Here is a 20779-nt window from a genome sequence, read left to right as displayed (position 1 = left end):
ATCCCGAAACGGGCACGGGCAGCGCCGATAAGATTGCATAGAAACAGAGGGGAAAGCATGACCGGAGCGCAACATACACCGGAACAACACGATAAACCGGGTCAAAAGGTCTACCACCACGACGATCAGGACAATCCCGTCGGGCACTCCAGTCACGACGCTGACGTGCTTTCTGAATCTCGCATGGCGGCCTACTGGCATGCCAACTTGAAGTTCTTGGGCGTGCTGCTGGTGATCTGGTTTGCCGTCTCCTTCGGAGCGGGAATCATTTTTGCCGACGCTCTGGATGCCTACAGCTTTTTAGGCTTTCCGCTGGGATTCTGGTTTGCCCAGCAAGGCGCGATTTACGTCTTTGTGGTTTTGATTTTTGTCTATGTCATCGGCATGCAGCGCCTTGATAAGGCGTTTGGCGTCGAGGACAACGAGTCCCTTGGCGTCCTGGACGACGACGAAACCCCGACCGTGACGGGAGACCCGTCATGAGTGTTCAAACGTTGACCTATGTTTTTGTCGGCCTGAGCTTCGGGTTGTATATTGCCATTGCCATTTGGTCGCGGGCCAAATCCACCAATGACTTTTATGTGGCCGCTGGCGGCGTCAACCCGGTGGTCAACGGCATGGCCACCGCAGCAGACTGGATGAGCGCCGCGTCATTTATATCCATGGCCGGAATCATCGCCTTCATGGGCCGCGACGGTTCTGTGTACCTATTGGGCTGGACCGGCGGCTATGTGTTGCTGGCGTTATTGCTGGCGCCGTATCTTCGGAAATTCGGGCAATTCACCGTGCCTGATTTTATCGGCGAGCGGTATTATTCGAAGACGGCGCGGGTGGTGGCCGTGGTCTGCCTGATCTTTATTTCCTTCACCTACATCGCCGGACAAATGCGCGGCGTCGGCATCGTGTTTTCGCGGTTTCTGGAAGTGGAGATTGCAACAGGCGTAATCATTGGCGCGTGCATCGTCTTTATATATGCTGCGCTCGGCGGCATGAAAGGCATCACCTACACCCAGGCGGCGCAATACTGCGTGTTGATCTTTGCCTATATGGTACCCGCGTTCTTTATCTCGATTCTCGTCTCTGGCTCACCGATTCCACAGCTTGGCTTTGGCGGCACGTTGGCGGATGGCTCCGGGCGTGCGGTGTTGGACACCCTCGACGGGGTTTTGATGGATCTTGGGTTTGACGCCTACACCAGTGGGGCGAAATCGACCATTGACGTGTTTGCGATTACGGCCGCGCTGATGATTGGTACGGCAGGTCTGCCTCATGTGATTGTGCGCTTCTTTACGGTGCCTAAAGTCTCCGATGCGCGCCGGTCTGCGGGGTGGGCGTTGGTGTTTATCGCGATACTCTACACCACGGCCCCGGCTGTGGCCGTTTTTGCGCGGCTAAACTTTGTAGAGTCCGTGAATGAGAAATCCTATGCGGAAACCCCCGGATGGTTTCGCAATTGGGAAGACATTGGCCTGACCGCCTGGACCGACAAAAACGAAGATGGTCGGTTGCAATACCGCGCTGGCGCGCCCTTTGAAGGAATACCCGACTTTACCGACAACCGTGGCGCAGCCGGCGAGCGTATTTTGAACAACACACTCACCCCGAACGGCAACGAGGTGTATGTCGACCGCGATATTATTGTGCTGGCCAATCCAGAGATCGCGGCCCTGCCGGATTGGGTGATTGCCCTGGTGGCAGCGGGCAGTTTGGCGGCGGCTTTATCAACGGCGGCGGGTTTGCTGCTGGTGATTTCTGCGGCGGTGTCTCATGACTTACTCAAGAAAACCTTTTCGCCAAATCTGAGCGGCAAACAGGAGTTACTGTATGCCCGCATCGCTATCGCAGCCTCACTGGCTCTGGCCTGCCTGTTTGGCATTTACCCTCCAGCCTTCGTCGCCCAAGTGGTGGCCTTTGCCTTTGGATTAGCCGCTGCTTCGTTGTTTCCCGCTATTCTCATGGGCGTATTTTCAAAGCGGATGAATAAGGAAGGCGCGATTGCCGGCATGCTCGTCGGCTTGGTGTTTACCTTTGGCTACATCGTTTACTTCAAGTTCATCAGTCCGGGCAGTAATACGGCTGACTATTGGTTGTTTGGTATTTCCCCGGAAGGAATCGGCTTTATTGGGGCGCTCCTGAATTTTACAGTCGCCGCAGCTGTGGCGCGCGCCACAGCCCCGCCACCGCAGACAGTTCAAGACCTGATTGATGACATTCGCCTGCCTTCGGGGGCGGGAGTTGCCCATGATCATTGACCCAGCGCCTTGACCCAGCGCCTTGACCCAGCGCATTGACCCTGCGCAGTAATCCTACGCCCTAATCGCCCGCGTTGACTGAAATCCCCGACACGGAATGAACATCGGCGCTGATCTGGTTGCATTTTTCGTGCGACCGGGGCAAACCCTGAACACCTTTTACGCAGGAGATCAACATCATGGATATGAAAGGCTCATATGACATCGCCGCCCCCCGGGAAGCTGTGTGGAACGCCCTGAATGATGTGGAGGTCCTGAAAGCCTGTATTCCGGGGTGCGAAACCATCACCAAGCATTCTGACACCGAGCTGGAAGCCACGGTGTCCGCCAAGGTTGGGCCGGTGAAAGCCAAGTTTACCGGCGCGGTCACGTTGTCGGATATGGATCCCCCCAATGGTTATACGATTTCTGGCCAGGGTAAGGGCGGGGCGGCTGGATTTGCCAAGGGCGGCGCGCACGTTAGCCTTGTGGAAATCGACACTGGCACGCAACTGAGTTACGTGGTCAATGCCAACGTGGGTGGAAAACTGGCTCAAATTGGCAGCCGTTTGATTGACTCGACGGCCAAAAAAATGGCCGATCAGTTTTTCTCAAAATTGAGTGAAGAAGCAGCAGCGAAAGCGGCCGCCCTAGATCCAGCCCCGGCACCTGCTGCCGCTAAGATTTCAGCCCCGATTTCAGCCCACGTGACACCAGATGCGGCAACACCAGATGCAGCGCGTGCCGTTTCTCCAGTTCATGCGGCTCAAAAACCGGACCCCTTAAACACGTTCAAACCGATTACCTTCGAGATTTGGCTGACGACAGTTATTGGCCTCTTCGCCTTCCTGTCGTTATGGCTTATCCTCGGTTAAAGATTTAGTTTCACCGCACATAAACGGACGCACATCATTCATGCAGATTTCGCTTACGATTAATGGCAAACAACACAGCGGCGACGTTGAACCACGCACATTGCTTGTTGAATTTCTTCGTTACCAACTCGGGCTCACCGGCACTCATGTGGGCTGTGACACCAGCCAGTGCGGGGCCTGCACCATTCATATGAATGGTAAATCTATCAAAGCCTGCACCCTGTTGGCGGCGCAAGCGGATGGTCAAGATTTGACCACCATCGAAGGTGTTGCACCATCAGCCACAGAACTGCACCCGATGCAGGAAGCCTTTCGAGAAAATCACGGCCTGCAATGCGGCTTCTGCACACCCGGGATGATTATGTCGGCCCTGGCCATGGTCGAGCGCCACAAGGGTGAAGACCTGGATGAAAAGACTATTCGGGAAGAACTGGAAGGCAACTTGTGCCGGTGCACCGGCTATCATGGTATTGTCAAAGCCATCGCCGCCGGGGCAAAAGCCATGCAAGCCTCGCAGGGAGGTGCCTGATGTACGCCTTTGAGTACAAAAAAGCGTTCTCTTTGGAAGATGCAAAAAGCGCCTTCGACAGTGCCGATGACGGCACCTTCATGGCCGGTGGCATGACGCTGATCCCAACCTTGAAGCAACGCTTGGCCATGCCGTCCGACGTGATTGATCTGGGCGGCATTGAAGACCTGCGTGGTATTTTCGTTGACGGCGATACGGTGAGCATTGGCGCAATGACCTGCCATGCCGAAGTGGCGGCCTCAACCGACGTTAAAAACGCTATTCCGGCGCTGGCTTATCTGGCCTCGTTGATTGGTGATCCGCAGGTGCGCAATCGCGGCACCATCGGCGGCTCCATCGCCAACAATGATCCTGCAGCGGATTACCCGGGCGCGTTGGTTGGACTGGGGGCCACCGTGCACACCACCACACGCGAAATCTCGGCGGATGACTTTTTCACGGGCATGTTTGAAACCGCGCTGGAAGACGGCGAATTGGTCACAAAGGTCACCTTCCCGGTGCCAGAAGTCGCGTCTTATCGCAAATTCCCCAACCCGGCCTCGCGCTATGCCGTGGTCGGGGCCTTTGTGGCCAAAACCAAAGATGGTGTGCGTGTAGCCATTACCGGCGCAGGACCAACCGTTTTTCGCGTACCCGAGATGGAAGCCGCTCTGAACACCTCATTCACACCGGGCGCTATTGCAGATATCAGTGTGCCCGCAGACGATTTGAACTCTGACTTACACGCCACGGCTGAATATCGCGCACATCTGATCAGTGTTATGGCGAAGCGGGCGATTGCGGACTGCGTGTAGCCTTTCCAACCTGACGGCCTCGCCTATAATCTGATGATATAGCCTAATGCTTGGATCATGGGCGCGCGAGCGCTATGATCGGAGTATAACGATGGGGTGCGCGACGCGCCTCACCTTCAAGGGGAAAAACTATGGCTGACACATCTGGAGCAAGCTTTTCAGAAAAATTCTCTGGAAAAGCCTGCACACTTGGACTGATCGTCGTCATTTTATCAGGGCTGGCTGCCGCCCTCTCTGGACCGCTGTATCAAGCGGGTACGCTTGGTTTGATGCAAGCGTTTGGTGTTCTGCGCGCATCAATCCAGTACGGGTTGGCGGCGGGCGCTGTGCTGTGCCTGATCGGTCTTATTCTTGCTTTGATGGCTTACAAAGGAGCCTTTTTGGGAAAATCGATCACGGGCGTGATCGGTCTCATCATCGCCGGCATCGTCGTTTACGTGCCGTATAGCGTTCAAAATGGTGACTTCCCCCCAATCCACGAGATCACGACTGACTTCGATAATCCACCCGCTTTCATTGATATTGTGCCCCTGCGCATTGCGACAGAAGCCAGAAACCCACCTGAATATGTCCCTGTCGTCGAAGGGTTTGGACGAACCGTGGATGTCGTCGCGGAGCAAAAAGACCATTACCCAGACATTCAACCGGTGCAGTTTGCCGGCACAAATTACGAAGCGGTCTACGCCAAGGCGTTGCAAGGCGTGAAGGATATGGGCTGGACCTTGGTGTCTGAAAGTCCGGTTTTGGGGCGCATTGAAGCCTATGACACAACTGCGTGGTTCGGCTTTATTGATGACGTTGTGATTCGCATTGAAGCGCAGCCTATGGCCTATGAACTTGATATCCGCTCCAAGTCACGTGTTGGCTTTGGTGATATTGGCGCAAACGCGAAGCGGGTGCGTGCGTATTTACAGAAAGTCTCAGGCTGACCGGCGCACCAAGGCCGCGATGACGTCACAGATGACGGCCGTGACGACGACCGCGACGACGACCACGGTTCAGACGTCACGCCGTAAGGTTTTAGGGGGAGCGACAGCCTTAGTGCTTGGTGGCGTTGCGCCCTGGCGTGCGGCAACAGCGCGTGAGGTCCGGGGGGGTGTTGTTATCGAGCGACGCTATGTGACCTGTCGCTATGGGCAACTGCATATGCATATCGCCCGGCCCTTGAACCCGGTGCGGCAAACACAAAACCCCATTATGTGTTTTCATCCCAGTCCGGCGAGCGGCTGGTATTACCGGGACCTGATCGCCGATCTGGGCCGGGATCGCATTGCCATAGCGGTGGATACGCCTGGGTATGGCGAGTCTGACCGCCCGCCCGAAGTACCAGAAATGTCTGGCTATTCCGGTGCTATGGCCGATGCCCTGGAGGCATTGGAGTATGGGGGCGACAAGACTTACGCGAAGGTTGATTTGCTGGGCTATCACACCGGCTGCCTGATTGCGGTTGATCTGGCGATTGGACGACCTGACTTGGTGCGCAAACTGTGCCTGGTGGCGGTGCCGTATTATGACACGCAAGCGCAGCAACAAAAGATGCTCAACCGGCAAAACCGCGCGCCTTACACGGAAGACGGAACGCGGGTGTTCGAGATGTGGAACAACACCGTGAAGCGCCGCGCCGAGGGTGTGACCCTTGAGCAAGCGATCAAGATTTTTCAGGAACGGATGCGGAGCGGCGACACAGAATGGTGGGCCTATGAGTCTGTGTTCACTTACCCCAGCGCGGAGCGGTTTCCACTGGTCACTCAACCCATGGCGCTGCTGAACCCGCATGGTGTGTTGTATGAGGAAACGCTAGCCGCCGCGAAGGCTGTCCCGAGCGCGACTTTGATTGACCTGCCGCAATTGAGTCATGGGGTATTCTCGGTTGGCAGTTCCATTATTGCTGAGGAAACCCGGAAGGTGCTGGATGCAACTGGTTAGAACACTGATTGGTCTGTTGGCTGTGATCGGGTTCGCGGCGGACGTGACCGCGCAAATCCCAACCGGGTCTGACTCCGTTGAGATTGCCGAGAACATTCATTCCTTCCGCTACGCTGGCACGCGTACGCTGTGGATTGAAATGCCGGACAGCGTGGTGGTGTTCGACCCCATAAGCGTGAAAGCGGCAGCCCTTCTGCGTGAACACATCACAAGCGTTACGCCAAAGCCGGTGAGTCACGTGATCTACAGTCACGAACATTACGATCACATTCGGGGTGGCCAAATTTTTGCTGATGAAGGCGCGGCGATTATCTCTCACGAAAAATGCCTGGACACCTTCGACTATGTGCCAGACCCGGACGTGGTGAAACCCACAATCACCTTTCCCGGCAACTACACACTTGATCTGGGCGGACCAAAAATCGAGTTGCTTTACTTTGGCCGCAATCACGGCGACTGCCTGGTGGTGGCCAACTTCCCCAACGAGCGCCTGCTTTTCATTGTCGACTTGCTCACAGATAACCGTCTACCCTTTGGCAGTCTGCCCGACTTTTATCCCAGCGACACCCTACGCACCTTGCAAGAAATTCAAGCCTTGGATTTCGACCGGATTGCCCGGGGACATTTGGATGCGGTGGTGGGCCGCGACGTATTAAACAGCACAACGACCTATTGGTCTGACCTGTTAACCTCGGTCAAAGCGAAGGTCGATTCCGGCATGCCCGTGTTTGAGATCATCGAAACCCACGAGTTGCCTCAATACAAATCTTGGGCCAATTACGACCGCTGGTTTAAGTTGCATGTGGAACGCGTGGTTTGGCAGTATGCCATCGGCTGGTAGCCGGCCTACTGCCACCCCGAGACGAAGTGGTGAACATGTTTACGACCCGTCCTGACATCACTGGCACTTTTGGCGTCGCAGCTTCCACCCATTGGATTGCGACCGGCGTTGCCATGAGCGTGTTGGAACGCGGCGGCAATGCCTTTGATGCGGCGGTGGCAGCGGGATTTACGTTGCAAATTGTTGAACCGCACCTCAACGGACCAGGGGGCGAGGTCCCGATACTCTTTTCCAAGGCCGGACAAAATGAAGCGACCGTGTTGTGCGGCCAAGGTGTCGCGCCGCGTCGCGCAACCGTTGAGACCTATAATAACTTGGGGCTCAACATGGTGCCCGGCACAGGGTTGCTGGCGGCGGTTGTGCCCGGCGCGTTTGATGCCTGGATGCTGTTGCTGCGCGATCATGGCACCTGGTCACTGTCTGATATTTTAGAACCGGCCATTTATTACGCAGAACAGGGCCAACCTCTGCTGCCGACAACAGCTGACGTGATTAGACGGGTAGCGCAGCTGTTTAAAACCGAGTGGACAACCTCTGCGGCGGTTTACCTGAATAACGGTCACGCCCCTAAAGCCGGTGCTTTATTCCGCAATCCGGTTTTGGCTGAGACCTACACCAGAATTGCACAAGATGCGTCAGGCCAAGGACTGTCACGCGAAGCAGAAATTGACTCTGCCCGGGCACTGTGGCGGGAAGGTTTTATTGCGACCGCTGTTGATGCCTTTTGCAACACCACTGAAGCCATGGATACCTCGGGCGCACGCCATAAAGGCCTGCTGACCGGGAACGATATGGCCGCCTGGTCGGCCAGCTACGAAGCTCCGGCAACGTTGGCGTACAACGGCTATACGGTGTGCAAAACTGGTGCCTGGGGACAAGGACCGGTGTTTCTGCAACAGCTCACCTTACTGAGCGGGTTTGACCTTGCCGCTATGGACCCGGACGGCCCTGAGTTTGTGCATACGGTTGTGGAATGCGCCAAGCTGGCCTTTGCTGATCGGGAAGCGTTTTACGGCGATCCGCACTTTACGGACGTGCCCTTGGAGATTCTGCTCAGTGCAGACTATGCGGACAAACGCCGGCAACTGATTAGCACTGAAGCGTCCCATGAGCTGCGACCGGGTAAGATCGACGGGTATGGCGGCCCCATTGGCCAGGGTGATATTGCCGCAACGGGCACACAAGATTTAGGCGAGTTTGGCGCCGGGGAACCGACCGTTGCTAAAACTGGCGCAACGCATGGCGATACCTGCCATCTGGATGTCATTGACCGGCACGGCAACATGGTGTCTGCGACCCCCAGCGGCGGCTGGCTGCAAGGCTCACCGGCAATTCCCGGTCTGGGGTTTTGCCTCAACACCCGCGCACAAATGTTCTGGCTGGATGCACGCTCACCGAATGCCTTGGCTCCCGGCAAGCGCCCACGCACCACGCTGACACCGTCATTGGTGTTGCGTGAGGGCAAGCCTTACATGGCCTTTGGTACACCCGGGGGAGATCAACAGGATCAATGGTCTTTGACGTTCTTCCTGCGGCACGTTCACCACGGCCTGAGCTTGCAACAAGCCATTGATGCGCCGAACTTCCACAGCGAGCATTGGCCCAATTCGTTTTATCCAAGACTGGCGAACCCAGGACGAGTGGTGGTCGAGGGAAATTTCTCCCGCACCACCTGCGACGAGCTCACCCTACGCGGGCATGCGGTGGTGGTTGGGCCAGACTGGTCTGAGGGTCGGCTGTCGGCCTGCGCGCAAGACAACGGTCTATTACGTGCCGCCGCAAACCCACGCGGCATGCAGGGCTATGCCGCCGGGCGATAACCCCTAGTCGCGGATCGACAAGAACCGGCCAGGATGAATGTTGCGATTATAATCGACCCAGCCGCCAATCTTTGGCGACACCAGCATCCGATAGGCATAGTAAAACAACGGCGCGACCGGTTGATCTTCGCCAATAATTTCTTCGGCTTGGCGATAAAGCGCCAGCCGCGCAGTAGGATCAGTTGTGCGGTCCGCCTGATTGAGCAGGGCATCAAAATCGGGATTGGCATAGCCGGATTGGTTCATCGGCCCGGAGTTTGATTTCAACAAATATAGATAGCTGGAGGGATCCACCGCTTCCGGGTACCAGGCCGCACGCGCCACCTGAAAATTGCCGTTGCGCATATCCGAATACAGCGTGGGTGTATCGGACCCGACCAGTTCGACTTCAATGAACAACCGGCTCCACATCCGGGCCACCACATCCATGGTCGCGGCGACGATGTCCTGATTATTATACCGCAGTGTCACCGTGATGGGTTTCTCCCAGTCATACCCGGCCTCGCGCAACAGGGCCTGCGCCCGTTTGAGACGGGCCGCACCGCTGCCCTGCAACACCGGCGGGCGGAAGAAACCCTGCTCACCCATGACATCGGGATGAACAATGGAATATGCATCTTTCTCGCCACCTTTAAGGAAGCTGCTGGCCAGCACCAATCGGGTGACAGTCATCGACAGTGCTTGGCGCACGCGCACATCATCAAACGGTGGCTCATCCAAATTGAACACCAGATACTCGACACCGAGCGAAGGGCTGACGCGCAACGCCTCTGGCACGTTCTCTTTCGCCCACTCCAAGCGATCTGAAGGAAGCGACGGCAAGACATCCAGTTCACCGGCACGGAATTGCGTCAAGCCCGCATTCAGGTTTTCGGTGGGATGGAAATACAGCGCGTCGAGTGCAACGGCGTCAGCATCAAAAAACCGGTTGTTCTTTTCCAGACGCACATGAGATTGCGGCACCCATTCGGCCAAAGTAAACGCACCATTGCCGACAAACGTTTCTGGGCGGGCCCAGCGGGGGCCAACGTTCTCAACAACATGGCGCGGCACCGGCAAGCCACGATGCATGAGAATCTGCGGCAGATAGGGGGCCGGGTGTTCCAGTTCCATAATGACGGTGAGATCATCCTCGGCGCGAACGCCAAGGGTTGAAGGTTCAGCCTTGCCGGTGTTCACAGCTTCTGAGCCCCTGATGGCATAGAGCAGCGACGCAAAAGAGGACGCCGTGGCAGGATCAAATAGACGTTGATAGGAATAAACGATATCAGCGGCGGTCAGCGCTTCGCCATCGGACCAGGTTAGCCCTTCGTGCAGGGTCCAGGTGTAGGTCATGCCGTCTTCTGACACCGTCCAGGACTTCGCAATGCCGGGCAACACCTCACTGGATGGCCCGGCAGCCGTTAGGCCCATAAACAACTCTGTGGTGATGCTGACTTCCCAACCATTGGCCGTTTTGTGGGGGTCAAGGGTATCGGGCTCACCCCGATTGCCACGATGAATCACCGATTCGGCCTGCGCGACGGCACTGAGTGAAAAAACGAAAACAAGAAAAAGCGTGAGGTGTTTCAACATCTTAAAGGCCGTTCTACATGTTTGGGAGCGCACTTCCATGACAGGACGGTAGATACATGGTGTAGAATTTCACTCAAGTTCAAGCCTATCTGTTTAGAAAAAGGGTGACAGTTTCATGACTGCCCGACGCAAGAGACTGCTGAAACTTAATTTAACCTGGATGATGATCGGTGTCCTCGGCCTGATCCAATCAGACTCAGTCACGGCCACAACACTGCGGGTTGGCGCTTCTGACCGGCCACCAGGCTTGGGCAATCCATATGAATCGATTGCGACAGGATCAAGCCATAGCCGGGCCGCTATTCTGGATGCTTTGTTGCGACAAGACGGATCTGGCCAGTTCGAGCCCGCTCTGGCTTTGCGTTGGACGTCCACATCTGATCTGACATGGGAATTTAAGCTGCGGCCCGACACCTTTTTTTCCAACGGCGAGCCTGTTGATGCCGCAGCCGTAAAAGCGACGCTGGATTTTCTGACCGGACCTGACTCCGCACGCTATCTGATCGCGCAAGAGGCCCGCGCTATTGCGCGGGCCGACGTGATAGATGCCGAGACCATCGTAATCACCACCTCTTACCCAGATGCCATTCTGCCGAAGCGCCTCAGCCTGGCGATGATTGTCCCACCGAAGGCGTTCGCCGAGATGGGGCTGTCAGCGTTTGCCCAAGCCCCCATCGGCTCGGGCAGTTACGTATTGGAAGATTGGGGGACCCAGTCTGGACTTACGATTCTCACGGCCAACCCAACCAGTTGGCGTGCCCCTGAGCAAATTGACCGGGTTGAGATCAGAGCCCCACTGCGGGAGGCGGTTGTGCGCTTGCAAGCGCTGCGCTCTGGTCAGGTCGACATCACCCTCAACATCAATGTGGATGAACAAGCTTTGATTGCAGCGGAAGGGTTTATCAACACTGTAAAACCCATCGGGATCATTCAATCTATTGGGCTTCCGAATATGGGAAATCCCGACTCTCCACTTCAAGATGTGCGTGTGCGTCGCGCCCTCAACTACGCCGTGAACAAAGAGGTGATCACCGATATTATTATGGGCGGAACGACACAGCCTGTTGGGCAAGGCGCGATCCCAGAAAGTTTTGGTTATAACCCAGACCTCAAACCCTACCCTTATGACCCGGACCGGGCCCGCGGGCTGCTGAAAGACGCGGGCTACGCGGCAGGCTTTACACTCAACACGGAAGTTTTGCGGGGCGGATCACCCACAGACGACACGGTGTACATTCAAGTGGCACAGGACCTTGCGCGCGTCGGTGTGACGATGAACGTACGACCGTTGATCGGCCAGGAATGGATCAGGAAATATTTTTCCGGCGACTGGGGCAGTGCAGACGCGCTTTCAGTCACCTGGAATGCCAGTGCCTATGCGGACACCATACGCGGCATTGAAACATTTTCCTGTGCCAAACCCGGTGTGTTCTTTTGCGAGCCCAGCCTGACCCCACAGATTCAACAAAGCAACCGGGCCTTCGAGACACCAGAGCGTGAGCGTTTATTGAAAAACATTATGGCGCAGATGCATGATCTGGCACCGTCGATCTTCTTGTACAATCAATCGCTTATCATTTCGCGTCACCCAAGGGTGGAGAACGTGGTGATGGGCGGGGGCGGCTTTGTGTTTGAACAGATGCGTGTGCGGGAGACCGTTGAGCCATGAAAAAAGTAACAATGCTCCTTGTCCTGGCAAGCGCCAGCTTCTTGGGCTTGCCGGCCAACGCAGAAACCCTGCGGGCTGCGGCAACGGGGAACGTTTCAACTTTGCTGAACCCGTTTTCATCTATGGTCCAGGGCATCATCAACCCCCACGCCATGATCCATGACATGCTGTTTTATGTCTCCACAGATGGCACTTTAGAACCTGGGCTTGCCCTGAGCGCCGAACCAACCTCATCCACCACTTGGAATATAAAGCTGCGCCCAGATGTGAAATATTCAAACGGGCGCGCATTCACCGCCGAAGCGGTTGTCAAAACCATCACCTATTTGCAAAGCGCTGAAGCCGGACGGTATGTGCTGTCGGCTGAAACCTCGACCATAAAATCCGCACGGGCCATTGATGATCTCACGTTAGAAGTTGAAACCCATCAACCCGATGTGCTGCTGCCACGCCGCTTCGGCACCATACCGATGCCAGAGCCTTGGCTATACGAAGAACTTGGCCCGGATGCGTTTAGTCAGGCGCCAATCGGTACGGGGTCATACGTGGTGGAAGACTGGCGTTTAGAAGCCCAGCGCCCGCTGCTAAAAGCCAACTGGGAGAGCTGGCGGCCCCCGATGGAAATTGATGCGGTTGATATTCGCCTGGTTAAAGATGCCCCAACGCAGGTGCAGGCGCTACTCTCAGAACAGGTCGACATCGGCTACAACTTCGGTGTGGTTGAGATTGATCTTCTGCGCAGCCAAGGCTTTAAGATCATCGCCCGGCCCGGGGGACAGACCGCGTCTCTCGCCTTGTCGAACACCGATCCAGAGTCTCCCTTTACCGATCAACGTGTGCGTCAGGCCCTAAACTATGCGGTGGACAAACAAGCCATCGCCGACATTATTATGATGGGCACAACTGAACCTGCAGGCCAGCCCGGATACCAGGGCATGACCGGATACAACCCGGACGTTGCGCCGTATCCCTATGACCCAGCGCGGGCAAAGGCTTTACTGAACGCCGCTGGATATAGCGATGGCTTGTCGTTCCGGGCTGACGTTTTGGTGGCCGGCGGCCTGCTGGAGGCCGCAACAACCTACCAGAAGGTTGCGCAAGACCTGGCCGCTGTTGGCGTTGACGTCGAATTCAATGCGGTTCAAGGGCAGGAATGGATTCGCAAATATTTCAGCGGCGACTGGAGCGGTGCAGATTCTATTTCCGCCACCTGGAACGGTGCGTCTTACTGGGATGTTGTCCGCGCTATTGAAATATTTTCGTGCAATAAACCGGGCGCTTTTTTCTGCGACGAGAGTGTGATGCCGGTTATCGCCGCCTCACACGGCATGTTTGATAAACAAGAACGCGATGAGACACTTCAAGACCTGTCTAAGACCATGCACGACCTCGCACCTGCTTTGTTTCTGGTTTATATCGTCGATGTGATTGCGGTGAGTGACCGGCTCGGTGAGCTGCCCTTTCGTCACAAACAACTGGCCGTCGATCAACTGCGTTTGCAAAACTAGTTGGGCTGTTGAAGCACGCTGCCATAAAGAGACGTGCGCAAGGCATTTTCTAAATCGTCCGCTTCCGGACCGAGATATTGGGTCATGGCCACCGCAACGATTTGGTTTTCAGGATCAATGAAGAACGTCGTGTTGGCAAAACCGTCCCATCTGAATTCACCACGACCTCCTACAACAGTATGCGGCTGGTCGTTCAAACGAACACCGATGCTAAGACCCCAGCCATAGCCATTCGCCTTGGCCCAAGGATCATTTTCGGAGAAACGACCTCGGGCGTACCAGTTCAGTGGACCTTGTTTTGGCGAGAGATGATTGCGGGTCATTAAGGCAACAGTTTCAGGCTGAAGCAGGCGCACGCCCTCTAATACACCCCCATTCAGTAACATTTGAGAAAAGCGCAGGTAATCGATAGCTGTGCCAAGCAAGCCGCCACCGCCAGAGAAAATGGTATCTCCTGCACTATAGAAATCGATGGGTGGCATCCGCGCCGCCGCGTCCTGTAGAGCGCCAGAGTCATCTGGGGCATAGACTTTCGCCAGGCGGTGCTGCTGGCCGTCTGGGAGTTGAAACCCCATATCATTAAGACCAAGCGGCGTAAAAATTTGCTCACGCAAGAACGCATCGTAAGGCTGGCCTGACCAGATCTCGACCAGACGCCCAAGCACATCGCCGGAAAACCCGTAGTACCAACGCGCGCCCGGTTGAAACAATAGGGGCCGACTGGCCAAATAATTAACGCCCTGCTCAATGGTTTGGCCACGTGGGAACACATTCTCAAAACTCACGTCGAGAACAGAATCATAATCGAAGGGATAACCAAGACCCGATGTGTAGGTGAGGAGATGCCGAATTGTCAGCGGTGAGGCTTGTGGCTCTGTCTCTGTGGGATCGCCTTTGCGATTTTTAAGAACGGGCGTGTTTGCAAACGCCGGGATGTATTTAGAAACCGGGTCATCGAGATCAAACTTACCCGTTTCATACATCATCATCACAGCGACGCCGGTAACCGCGCGGGTCATGGAGTGCAGACGAAAGACGCTATCGGTCTGCATGGGGAGATCTGCTTCAATATCGCGGAGTCCTGCTGCTTTATGGGTGACCACTTTGCCGTTTTTTGCCACCGCCCAAACGATGCCTGACCGGCGTCCCGTTTCAACCAGCGCCGACATCGCGGCATCTAAGTGATCAATGGCATAGGGTGACAGGCCGACATCCAACGGGGGTGACTCGTCCATCGCAACAACCGGCAGCGTCGCCAAAACAACGCATAACACCCCGAGGGTTTTAAGCGTGCAGCGCATGGCCCTATTTTGCCAGTGCGCCGTAAACGCCTTCTCTGAGCCGAAAAGTTAACTCTTCTGCATTGGGACCCAAGTATTGGGTCATAGCAACAGCGACAATGTTTTCGACCGGATCAAAAAAGTACGTGGTGTTGGCAAGGCCGCCCCAAACCAGATCGCCCGGAGAACCGGGAACCGTATGCGCCGTGTTTGGCAAACGCACCCCAATGGCCAGGCCCCAGCCATAGCCGGTGAATGGATGTGACGGATTGAAACTGTCACCGAAAGACAGGCGGCCCTGATCTGGTGTTAAGGCGTTTGTAGCCATAACCGCAACCGTGCCCGCTTTAAGCACACGCTCACCGTCCAATTCGCCACCATTAAGGATCATCTGACCGAAACGCAGGTAGTCCGGCACCGTTGAGACAAGCCCGCCACCGGCAGAGAACATTGTTCCCGGCTGGGTGTACGGCCCTGACGCAGGTCCAGAACTTACCGTCAAAGCCCCCGACTCACCCGGACTATACACCGTTGCCAAGCGATCATTGGAGCCGCGACGGACCCAAAAGCCCGTGTCGTCCATACCCAGACGCTTGAGCAAACGGCGGTCGAGAAAATCATTGAACTTTCGTCCGGAGGCCACTTCGGCGACAGCCCCCAGCAGATCGGAATGAAAGCCGTAAATCCAACGCTCGCCCGGCTGAGTCAACAGAGGATATTTAGCGAATTCTTGCACCATATCATCCAAATCACCTTCAAGACCGAGAATATCTCGCCGTTCCATTCCGACTCCCGCAGGCCAATCCCGCGCATAGCCGAGACCGGAGGTATAATTAAACAAGTGCCGCACGGTCATCGGTGGGTCTTGTGGAACGGTTTTGATAACCTCGTCGCGATGAAGCTCTGAGATCACCTGCATACGGCCAATTTCAGGCAGGTAGTTGGCGACCGGGTCGTCCAGACCCAGCTTACCCTCGTCGACCAGCGTTAAGATTGCGGCGGCGGTGACCGCGCGGGATTGCGAATACAAACGAAAAACCGTGTCTGTTTCCATCGGCAAATCAGCGTCAATATCTCGCTGACCGTAGGCTTCCAGCTGAACGAGCTTGCCGTCTTTGACAACGCCCCACACTACACCGGCGCGCAACCCCTCATCGACTAGGCCACGCATTTGAGCAGCCAGGCGATCCAAGCCGGCAGCGGTCATGCCAACCTCTTCAGGGGCGGCTGTAGGCAACGGACCTTTCGCCACCACAGCTGTAGCCATCACAACGAGAATCGATGTGGCAGCGCAAATCCGTTTGAAAGACATCAATGCCTCCTTGGCGTTACTTTAAAGGGCGCGTTCCATAATCTCGAACGCCGCCCGCTCGCCGGATTCGGCAGCGGCTTCCATACCGTTTTCAATGCTGCGGGTTTGCTCCCCAGCAAGGTGCAAACGTTCATGCGGCGTCGCCATGACGCCCGCCCACAGACCAACCTGCCCGGCGTTAAAGACGTGGCGGCAACACCCCGACGGTGAATGTTTGGCCCAGGAATGGATCTGGACCACCTTGACCTTACCTTTTGTTGCGGGCCGGATGCGGGCCAGGGTATCGACGACAAATTTGCCGACCTCTTCTTCTGGTAGCTGATCTAACCGGTAGGCCGCATTGCCATTGATCCAGCAGTCGAGCCCAAAAATTTCACCCTCTTCGTTGGTGCGCGCAAAGACCCTCTCAATCGCCGTATCGGTAAACAGGCCCGGGTCACCAATGTCATCCCAGAAGGGTGAGGAGAACTCCATGAACACACGCAAGGTGTTGCCATGCGCAGAGTAACGGATAGCGTCAAACTGCATGCCAACAAAGTTTGGATAAATATCAACATTGCGAAGTGCCGTAAACGGCACGGCGGAAATAACATACTTGCCAACGTAGCGACCGCCATCAATGGTTTTGACTTCAACATCTGTGCCCGTCATATCGATAGAGCGTACCGTTGTGTTGAGATGAACAGGACCGCTGAGGGCCGCAGCCATAGCTTCTGGCAAGCGCTGCGTGCCACCGGCGATTTCATTAAACACAAGCTCAGCGTCTGTACCGCCGCCATAGGTGGTTCGTGTTCTATCATCTGCATCTCCCATGCCCCATTGCAGACGCTTGATGTCGCGCAAATACGCCAGAGCTGAGCCAGAAGATAAATCGAACACATTGATGCTTTGATTGATCAGCCGCCGCGCTTCATCTGACGCGCCGTTGTTGCGCAGGAAGTTTTCCAACGGAATATCAAACTGGGCCTGCTCAGCCTCAGTCCAGCTTTCCACATCGGGCAGCGGGTTTTTGCCTGACAAATAGAAAAATTCAAGCGCACCTGGTTGAACATTGCGCTCTGGTCCAACGGTTTTATTGGCTTCGGCATTCGGCCAGTCCGCCGAGGCGACCAATGTCTCGTTGACATAGTTGCCCATCGGGATGCGGCTAGGATTGGGAATCAACGGTACTTTGAGCCGCGTCGCGAGATCACGCACACGGGCATAGTATGGCCCGATTGTTTGACCGCCCGCGTTGGTTGGGCCAATCGGCAGATCGAAGGTGCGGGTGCGCCCTCCCAGATAACCGGCCGCTTCCAGCACAATCACGCTCAAGCCTTCCGATTCCAGATTGAGCGCCGCGTTCAGGCCAGCAAGGCCGGCGCCAATCACAATCACGTCCGCAGACTCAAACGCATGAGCGCGACGCCCTAGAAGGGCGGCAGACGCTGTGCCAGCCGCTGCTGCTGTGAAACTCCGGCGGCTTAATGGACCAGAAAAAATCTTTGATCGTATCATCAGTTCGTTCCTATAAAAACGTATTGTTATGCTTTTCGTTATGCTGTGCGTTCGAGAATTTCGAAGGCCGCGCGTTCACCAGACTCCATTGCGGATTCCATTCCAATTTCCATACGGCGCGTGTGCTCGCCCGCAAAGTGCATGCGACCGTGTGGTTTTATCATATCATGGGCAAACCGGATCACCTGACCAGGCCCGTAAGAATGACGACACCCAGACACAAAATTGTACTGGGGCCAGGAGTGGACTCCCGTGACTTCAATTTTACCTTTGGTCGATGGACGTAAGCGTTCAATTTCTTTAACCACAAACTCACCACGTTCTTTGGGCGGCAACTGATCGAGGCGTTCACCTTTTTTGCCCACGCATACGGTCGTCAAACGATCCCGCGTGCCGTCGTAGCCGATCGATTGACGCACCATGTTTAGCGGACCATCCGTCCACAGCGAGGCATCCATGTCGTCTTGTTCCCAGTACGGCTCCCCTGTGATGCGCAAGTGAACCTGGGTGTTATTGGCATAGGGCATGTGGCGCACCGCTGCCGCCTGCTCGCCCATAAGTGTGGGCAGAATAGTGATCCGCCGGAGCGGCCCAAACGGAATGGCGGAGACAACAAAGTCTGACTGATAGCGCGTGCCATCAAGACAGCTCACATCGACGCCCGGCCCAGACATATCGATGGTGGTCACAATTTTATTGAGCAGCACAGAGTCTCCAAGTTCGCGCGCCATCGCTTCGGGAAGGCGAGAGGTGCCGCCGACAACATGCGAACTGCTCAACGCCGCGAGCTCAAATCTGTCCTTATCGCTTGCCCCACCCTCACCCGACATCAGGCGCGCCCGTGTATCCTCTTGGAGCAGTGTCAACAGAGAAACGTTCCACGCATCAGGGGCGATCAAACCTTCGTTGACGAGACGCATGCCTTCTTGAGAAATCCCTTTTTCGATCAACCACTCGGCCAATGAAATATCGAACCGCGCCGCTTCTGGCTCCAGCCAATCATCAAAGCCTTCAAAGGGATTATATTTCTTCATATAGTAGCCCTGCATAGCAGAGGGCATGACTGAGCGTTCTTCGCCCACCGTTTTATTGAGTTTGTGGCTTTCCCAGTCTTCTTTACGCACCAGAGTGTCGCCGATGGCAAAGGTAAAGGGCGCATTGATATTGGCCCCGGGTGCCAATTCGATATTGAGCCGGTGGGCCATGTCTCGCACGCGCGCATAGTAAGGACCGACCTGATTCGCCCCTAACTCCGGTTTTCCATAGATATGATCCGCCGTAAACGCGCGTCCGCCAACCCGAGAATTGGCTTCTAAAACCGTCACGCTGAATCCTTCATCGGCCAGCATGATGGCGGTGTTCAAACCCGCGAAGCCCGCGCCGATGACAATGACATCACTTTTTTCTGCCGCGCGCAATCGCGGTGAGATCAATGATCCAACAGCCAAACCGCTCGCCGCTTGCAGGAGGCGGCGACGGGATGGTTTTAAGGCAGGTTTTGGCATGGCACACTCTATTGTTTGTTAGTCCCCAAACTGATCATGCTTTCGTGTCTGGGGGTCTGACAATAGGGAGTATAAGAAAATCGCTCACCCTGCGATCGATATGCAGAAGCAGGTTGGTTGAAATAGGGGGGCGCTATTTGGTGCATTAAGCAAAGTTTTGAAATGTAAGGTCCGCACTTTTGACCAACACTACCTCCTCTGAAGCCGTTACCAGCATCTGGCCGCTGTTACGCATGCCCCTGTTTCGCGCGGTTTGGCTTGGTATTTGCCTGTCGAACCTAGGTTATTGGATGCAAACCATCACGGCAGCCTGGCTGATGAAAGAATGGACCAATGGCGACCCTCTTTTGGTATCGCTGGTGCAAACGGCTTATTTCTTGCCGACCGTATTGCTGATTGTTGCCGCTGGCACTTTGGCGGATACATTCGACCGCAGACGGCTTTTGATTGTTGCCAACACATGGATGATGGTGGCCGCCGCCGCCCTGGCCGTTCTGATACTTATGGGCAGTCAAGATCCGAAGATGCTGCTGGCCCTCTCGGCTCTGCTGGCCATCGGCTTCTCCCTGAACCAGCCAACACAATCTGCTGTGGTGCCAGAGCTCGTGGGTCTTCAGAACGTGCCGTTTGCCGTGAGCCTGTATAGCATTGCAAACAATGGCGCGCGTGTACTCGGACCAGGACTGGCAGGTGTCCTGCTTCCAGTCATCGGTGGAGCAGCCGTCATTGGACTGAACGCGGCAACCTACATTTTTTTGCTGGCCGTGCTGGTGTGGTGGCGGCGGAAACCACAGGCCGCCGACACCTCAGGCGGCAGCTTTTTGAAAGCCATTAAAACAGGCATCGACTTTGCGCGGGGGTCTGAGCAATTCAGAACCGTCTTACTGCGCGGTGGACTGTTCTTTGCCATCACCTCAATCATCTTGGCGATGATGCCCATGCTGGTGCCAAATTCTGAAGACTATGGTTTGGTCTTTGGCTGTTTTGGTCTTGGCGCGATTGTTGGGGCCTTAAACTACGGGGGCCTTTCGCGACGGTATTCAAGGAACACTATTGTTCTAGGGGCCATCATTATTCATGCCAGTATGTTGATGGCGCTGGGCTTGACCTCAAACCCACTGATAATGGGGCCATTGTTGTTGATTGCCGGAACCGCGTGGTTTTTCGTAATGTCAGCGCTGCAAATCTCGGCCCAGTTGATTCTCCCAAACACCGTGCGTGGACGCGGCATTGCCATTCTGAATATGACTTTGATGATGGGCTATGCGCTTGGAAGCCCGCTTTGGGGCGTAATTGCTTCTGTGACCAGCCCACAAACCAGCATGATTCTTGCCGGGGCGTTATCTTTGGTATTTTTAGCGCTGACCTATCGCTTTCCGTTTCCGCAAGATGTTGAAAAAACTGCAGCGGCTTAACT

The 20779-nt window shown here is 55.5% G+C and carries 17 protein-coding genes; 12 read left to right on the top strand and 5 right to left on the bottom strand.

Going from position 1 to position 20779, the window contains the following annotated elements; all coding sequences use genetic code 11:
- Window positions 1-57 precede the first annotated feature (57 nt).
- From RIC29_11685 to RIC29_11645, 9 genes are all read left to right on the top strand, one after another.
- Window positions 58-483: a DUF4212 domain-containing protein gene (locus RIC29_11685; GenBank protein ID MEQ8735577.1), complete on the top strand. Its 426-nt coding sequence runs from the start codon at window positions 58-60 to the stop codon at window positions 481-483.
- Window positions 480-2252: a sodium:solute symporter family protein gene (locus RIC29_11680; GenBank protein ID MEQ8735576.1), complete on the top strand. Its 1773-nt coding sequence runs from the start codon at window positions 480-482 to the stop codon at window positions 2250-2252. The genes RIC29_11685 and RIC29_11680 overlap by 4 nt, the downstream gene beginning before the upstream one ends.
- A gap of 179 nt (window positions 2253-2431) precedes the next feature.
- Entirely contained in the window at window positions 2432-3106 is a 675-nt protein-coding gene (locus tag RIC29_11675) for a carbon monoxide dehydrogenase subunit G (GenBank protein MEQ8735575.1), read from the top strand.
- Window positions 3107-3146: 40 nt separating this feature from the next.
- Window positions 3147-3635: a (2Fe-2S)-binding protein gene (locus RIC29_11670; GenBank protein MEQ8735574.1), complete on the top strand. Its 489-nt coding sequence runs from the start codon at window positions 3147-3149 to the stop codon at window positions 3633-3635.
- Entirely contained in the window at window positions 3635-4429 is a 795-nt protein-coding gene (locus tag RIC29_11665) for a xanthine dehydrogenase family protein subunit M (protein ID MEQ8735573.1), read from the top strand. The genes RIC29_11670 and RIC29_11665 overlap by 1 nt, the downstream gene beginning before the upstream one ends.
- Before the next feature lie 131 nt (window positions 4430-4560).
- Window positions 4561-5358: a DUF1499 domain-containing protein gene (locus RIC29_11660; GenBank protein MEQ8735572.1), complete on the top strand. Its 798-nt coding sequence runs from the start codon at window positions 4561-4563 to the stop codon at window positions 5356-5358.
- On the top strand, window positions 5330-6355 hold the full coding sequence (locus RIC29_11655; protein MEQ8735571.1) for an alpha/beta hydrolase: 1026 nt from the start codon (window positions 5330-5332) through the stop codon (window positions 6353-6355). The genes RIC29_11660 and RIC29_11655 overlap by 29 nt, the downstream gene beginning before the upstream one ends.
- Window positions 6342-7196: an MBL fold metallo-hydrolase gene (locus RIC29_11650; GenBank protein MEQ8735570.1), complete on the top strand. Its 855-nt coding sequence runs from the start codon at window positions 6342-6344 to the stop codon at window positions 7194-7196. Before RIC29_11655 ends, RIC29_11650 begins: the two co-directional genes overlap by 14 nt.
- 35 nt (window positions 7197-7231) lie before the next feature.
- Complete coding sequence (locus RIC29_11645; protein ID MEQ8735569.1) at window positions 7232-9016, top strand: gamma-glutamyltransferase family protein; 1785 nt, start codon at window positions 7232-7234, stop codon at window positions 9014-9016.
- A gap of 3 nt (window positions 9017-9019) precedes the next feature.
- On the opposite strand, the gene RIC29_11640 is transcribed toward RIC29_11645, so the two are convergent.
- Complete coding sequence (locus tag RIC29_11640; GenBank protein MEQ8735568.1) at window positions 9020-10591, bottom strand: peptide ABC transporter substrate-binding protein; 1572 nt, start codon at window positions 10589-10591, stop codon at window positions 9020-9022.
- Between the two features lie 115 nt (window positions 10592-10706).
- Here RIC29_11640 and RIC29_11635 point away from each other — a divergent pair, with 115 nt between their 5' ends.
- Both RIC29_11635 and RIC29_11630 read left to right on the top strand, forming a co-directional pair.
- Window positions 10707-12260: an ABC transporter substrate-binding protein gene (locus tag RIC29_11635; protein MEQ8735567.1), complete on the top strand. Its 1554-nt coding sequence runs from the start codon at window positions 10707-10709 to the stop codon at window positions 12258-12260.
- A complete protein-coding gene (locus RIC29_11630) occupies window positions 12257-13768 on the top strand; it encodes an ABC transporter substrate-binding protein (protein MEQ8735566.1) in 1512 nt (503 codons plus the stop codon). The genes RIC29_11635 and RIC29_11630 overlap by 4 nt, the downstream gene beginning before the upstream one ends.
- On the opposite strand, the gene RIC29_11625 is transcribed toward RIC29_11630, so the two are convergent.
- The 4 genes from RIC29_11625 to RIC29_11610 are packed head-to-tail and all read right to left on the bottom strand — an operon-like array spanning window position 13765 to window position 19362.
- Window positions 13765-15069: a serine hydrolase domain-containing protein gene (locus RIC29_11625; protein ID MEQ8735565.1), complete on the bottom strand. Its 1305-nt coding sequence runs from the start codon at window positions 15067-15069 to the stop codon at window positions 13765-13767. The genes RIC29_11630 and RIC29_11625 overlap by 4 nt on opposite strands.
- A 4-nt stretch (window positions 15070-15073) precedes the next feature.
- A complete protein-coding gene (locus RIC29_11620; GenBank protein ID MEQ8735564.1) occupies window positions 15074-16360 on the bottom strand; it encodes a serine hydrolase domain-containing protein in 1287 nt (428 codons plus the stop codon).
- Between the two features lie 21 nt (window positions 16361-16381).
- Window positions 16382-17857, bottom strand: a complete 1476-nt coding sequence (locus tag RIC29_11615; protein ID MEQ8735563.1) for an NAD(P)/FAD-dependent oxidoreductase — start codon at window positions 17855-17857, stop codon at window positions 16382-16384.
- A 38-nt stretch (window positions 17858-17895) separates the two neighbouring features.
- Window positions 17896-19362 carry an FAD-dependent oxidoreductase gene (locus RIC29_11610; protein MEQ8735562.1) on the bottom strand — a complete coding sequence of 489 codons (1467 nt, stop codon included), beginning with the start codon at window positions 19360-19362 and terminating at the stop codon, window positions 17896-17898.
- A gap of 179 nt (window positions 19363-19541) precedes the next feature.
- Between RIC29_11610 and RIC29_11605 the strand changes: the two genes are divergently transcribed.
- Window positions 19542-20777: an MFS transporter gene (locus tag RIC29_11605; GenBank protein MEQ8735561.1), complete on the top strand. Its 1236-nt coding sequence runs from the start codon at window positions 19542-19544 to the stop codon at window positions 20775-20777.
- Window positions 20778-20779 lie beyond the last annotated feature (2 nt).

Source organism: Rhodospirillaceae bacterium (genome assembly GCA_040219235.1).
Classification (GTDB): domain Bacteria; phylum Pseudomonadota; class Alphaproteobacteria; order Rhodospirillales; family Rhodospirillaceae; genus WLXB01.
This window is presented reverse-complemented; position numbering and strand designations above follow the sequence as displayed.

Coding starts and splice junctions, on each gene's coding strand:
- RIC29_11685 (MEQ8735577.1), top strand. CDS start 58: ATGACCGGAGCGCAACATACACCGGAACAACACGATAAACCGGGTCAA.
- RIC29_11680 (MEQ8735576.1), top strand. CDS start 480: ATGAGTGTTCAAACGTTGACCTATGTTTTTGTCGGCCTGAGCTTCGGG.
- RIC29_11675 (MEQ8735575.1), top strand. CDS start 2,432: ATGGATATGAAAGGCTCATATGACATCGCCGCCCCCCGGGAAGCTGTG.
- RIC29_11670 (MEQ8735574.1), top strand. CDS start 3,147: ATGCAGATTTCGCTTACGATTAATGGCAAACAACACAGCGGCGACGTT.
- RIC29_11665 (MEQ8735573.1), top strand. CDS start 3,635: ATGTACGCCTTTGAGTACAAAAAAGCGTTCTCTTTGGAAGATGCAAAA.
- RIC29_11660 (MEQ8735572.1), top strand. CDS start 4,561: ATGGCTGACACATCTGGAGCAAGCTTTTCAGAAAAATTCTCTGGAAAA.
- RIC29_11650 (MEQ8735570.1), top strand. CDS start 6,342: ATGCAACTGGTTAGAACACTGATTGGTCTGTTGGCTGTGATCGGGTTC.
- RIC29_11645 (MEQ8735569.1), top strand. CDS start 7,232: ATGTTTACGACCCGTCCTGACATCACTGGCACTTTTGGCGTCGCAGCT.
- RIC29_11640 (MEQ8735568.1), bottom strand. CDS start 10,591: ATGTTGAAACACCTCACGCTTTTTCTTGTTTTCGTTTTTTCACTCAGT.
- RIC29_11635 (MEQ8735567.1), top strand. CDS start 10,707: ATGACTGCCCGACGCAAGAGACTGCTGAAACTTAATTTAACCTGGATG.
- RIC29_11630 (MEQ8735566.1), top strand. CDS start 12,257: ATGAAAAAAGTAACAATGCTCCTTGTCCTGGCAAGCGCCAGCTTCTTG.
- RIC29_11625 (MEQ8735565.1), bottom strand. CDS start 15,069: ATGCGCTGCACGCTTAAAACCCTCGGGGTGTTATGCGTTGTTTTGGCG.
- RIC29_11620 (MEQ8735564.1), bottom strand. CDS start 16,360: ATGTCTTTCAAACGGATTTGCGCTGCCACATCGATTCTCGTTGTGATG.
- RIC29_11615 (MEQ8735563.1), bottom strand. CDS start 17,857: ATGATACGATCAAAGATTTTTTCTGGTCCATTAAGCCGCCGGAGTTTC.
- RIC29_11610 (MEQ8735562.1), bottom strand. CDS start 19,362: ATGCCAAAACCTGCCTTAAAACCATCCCGTCGCCGCCTCCTGCAAGCG.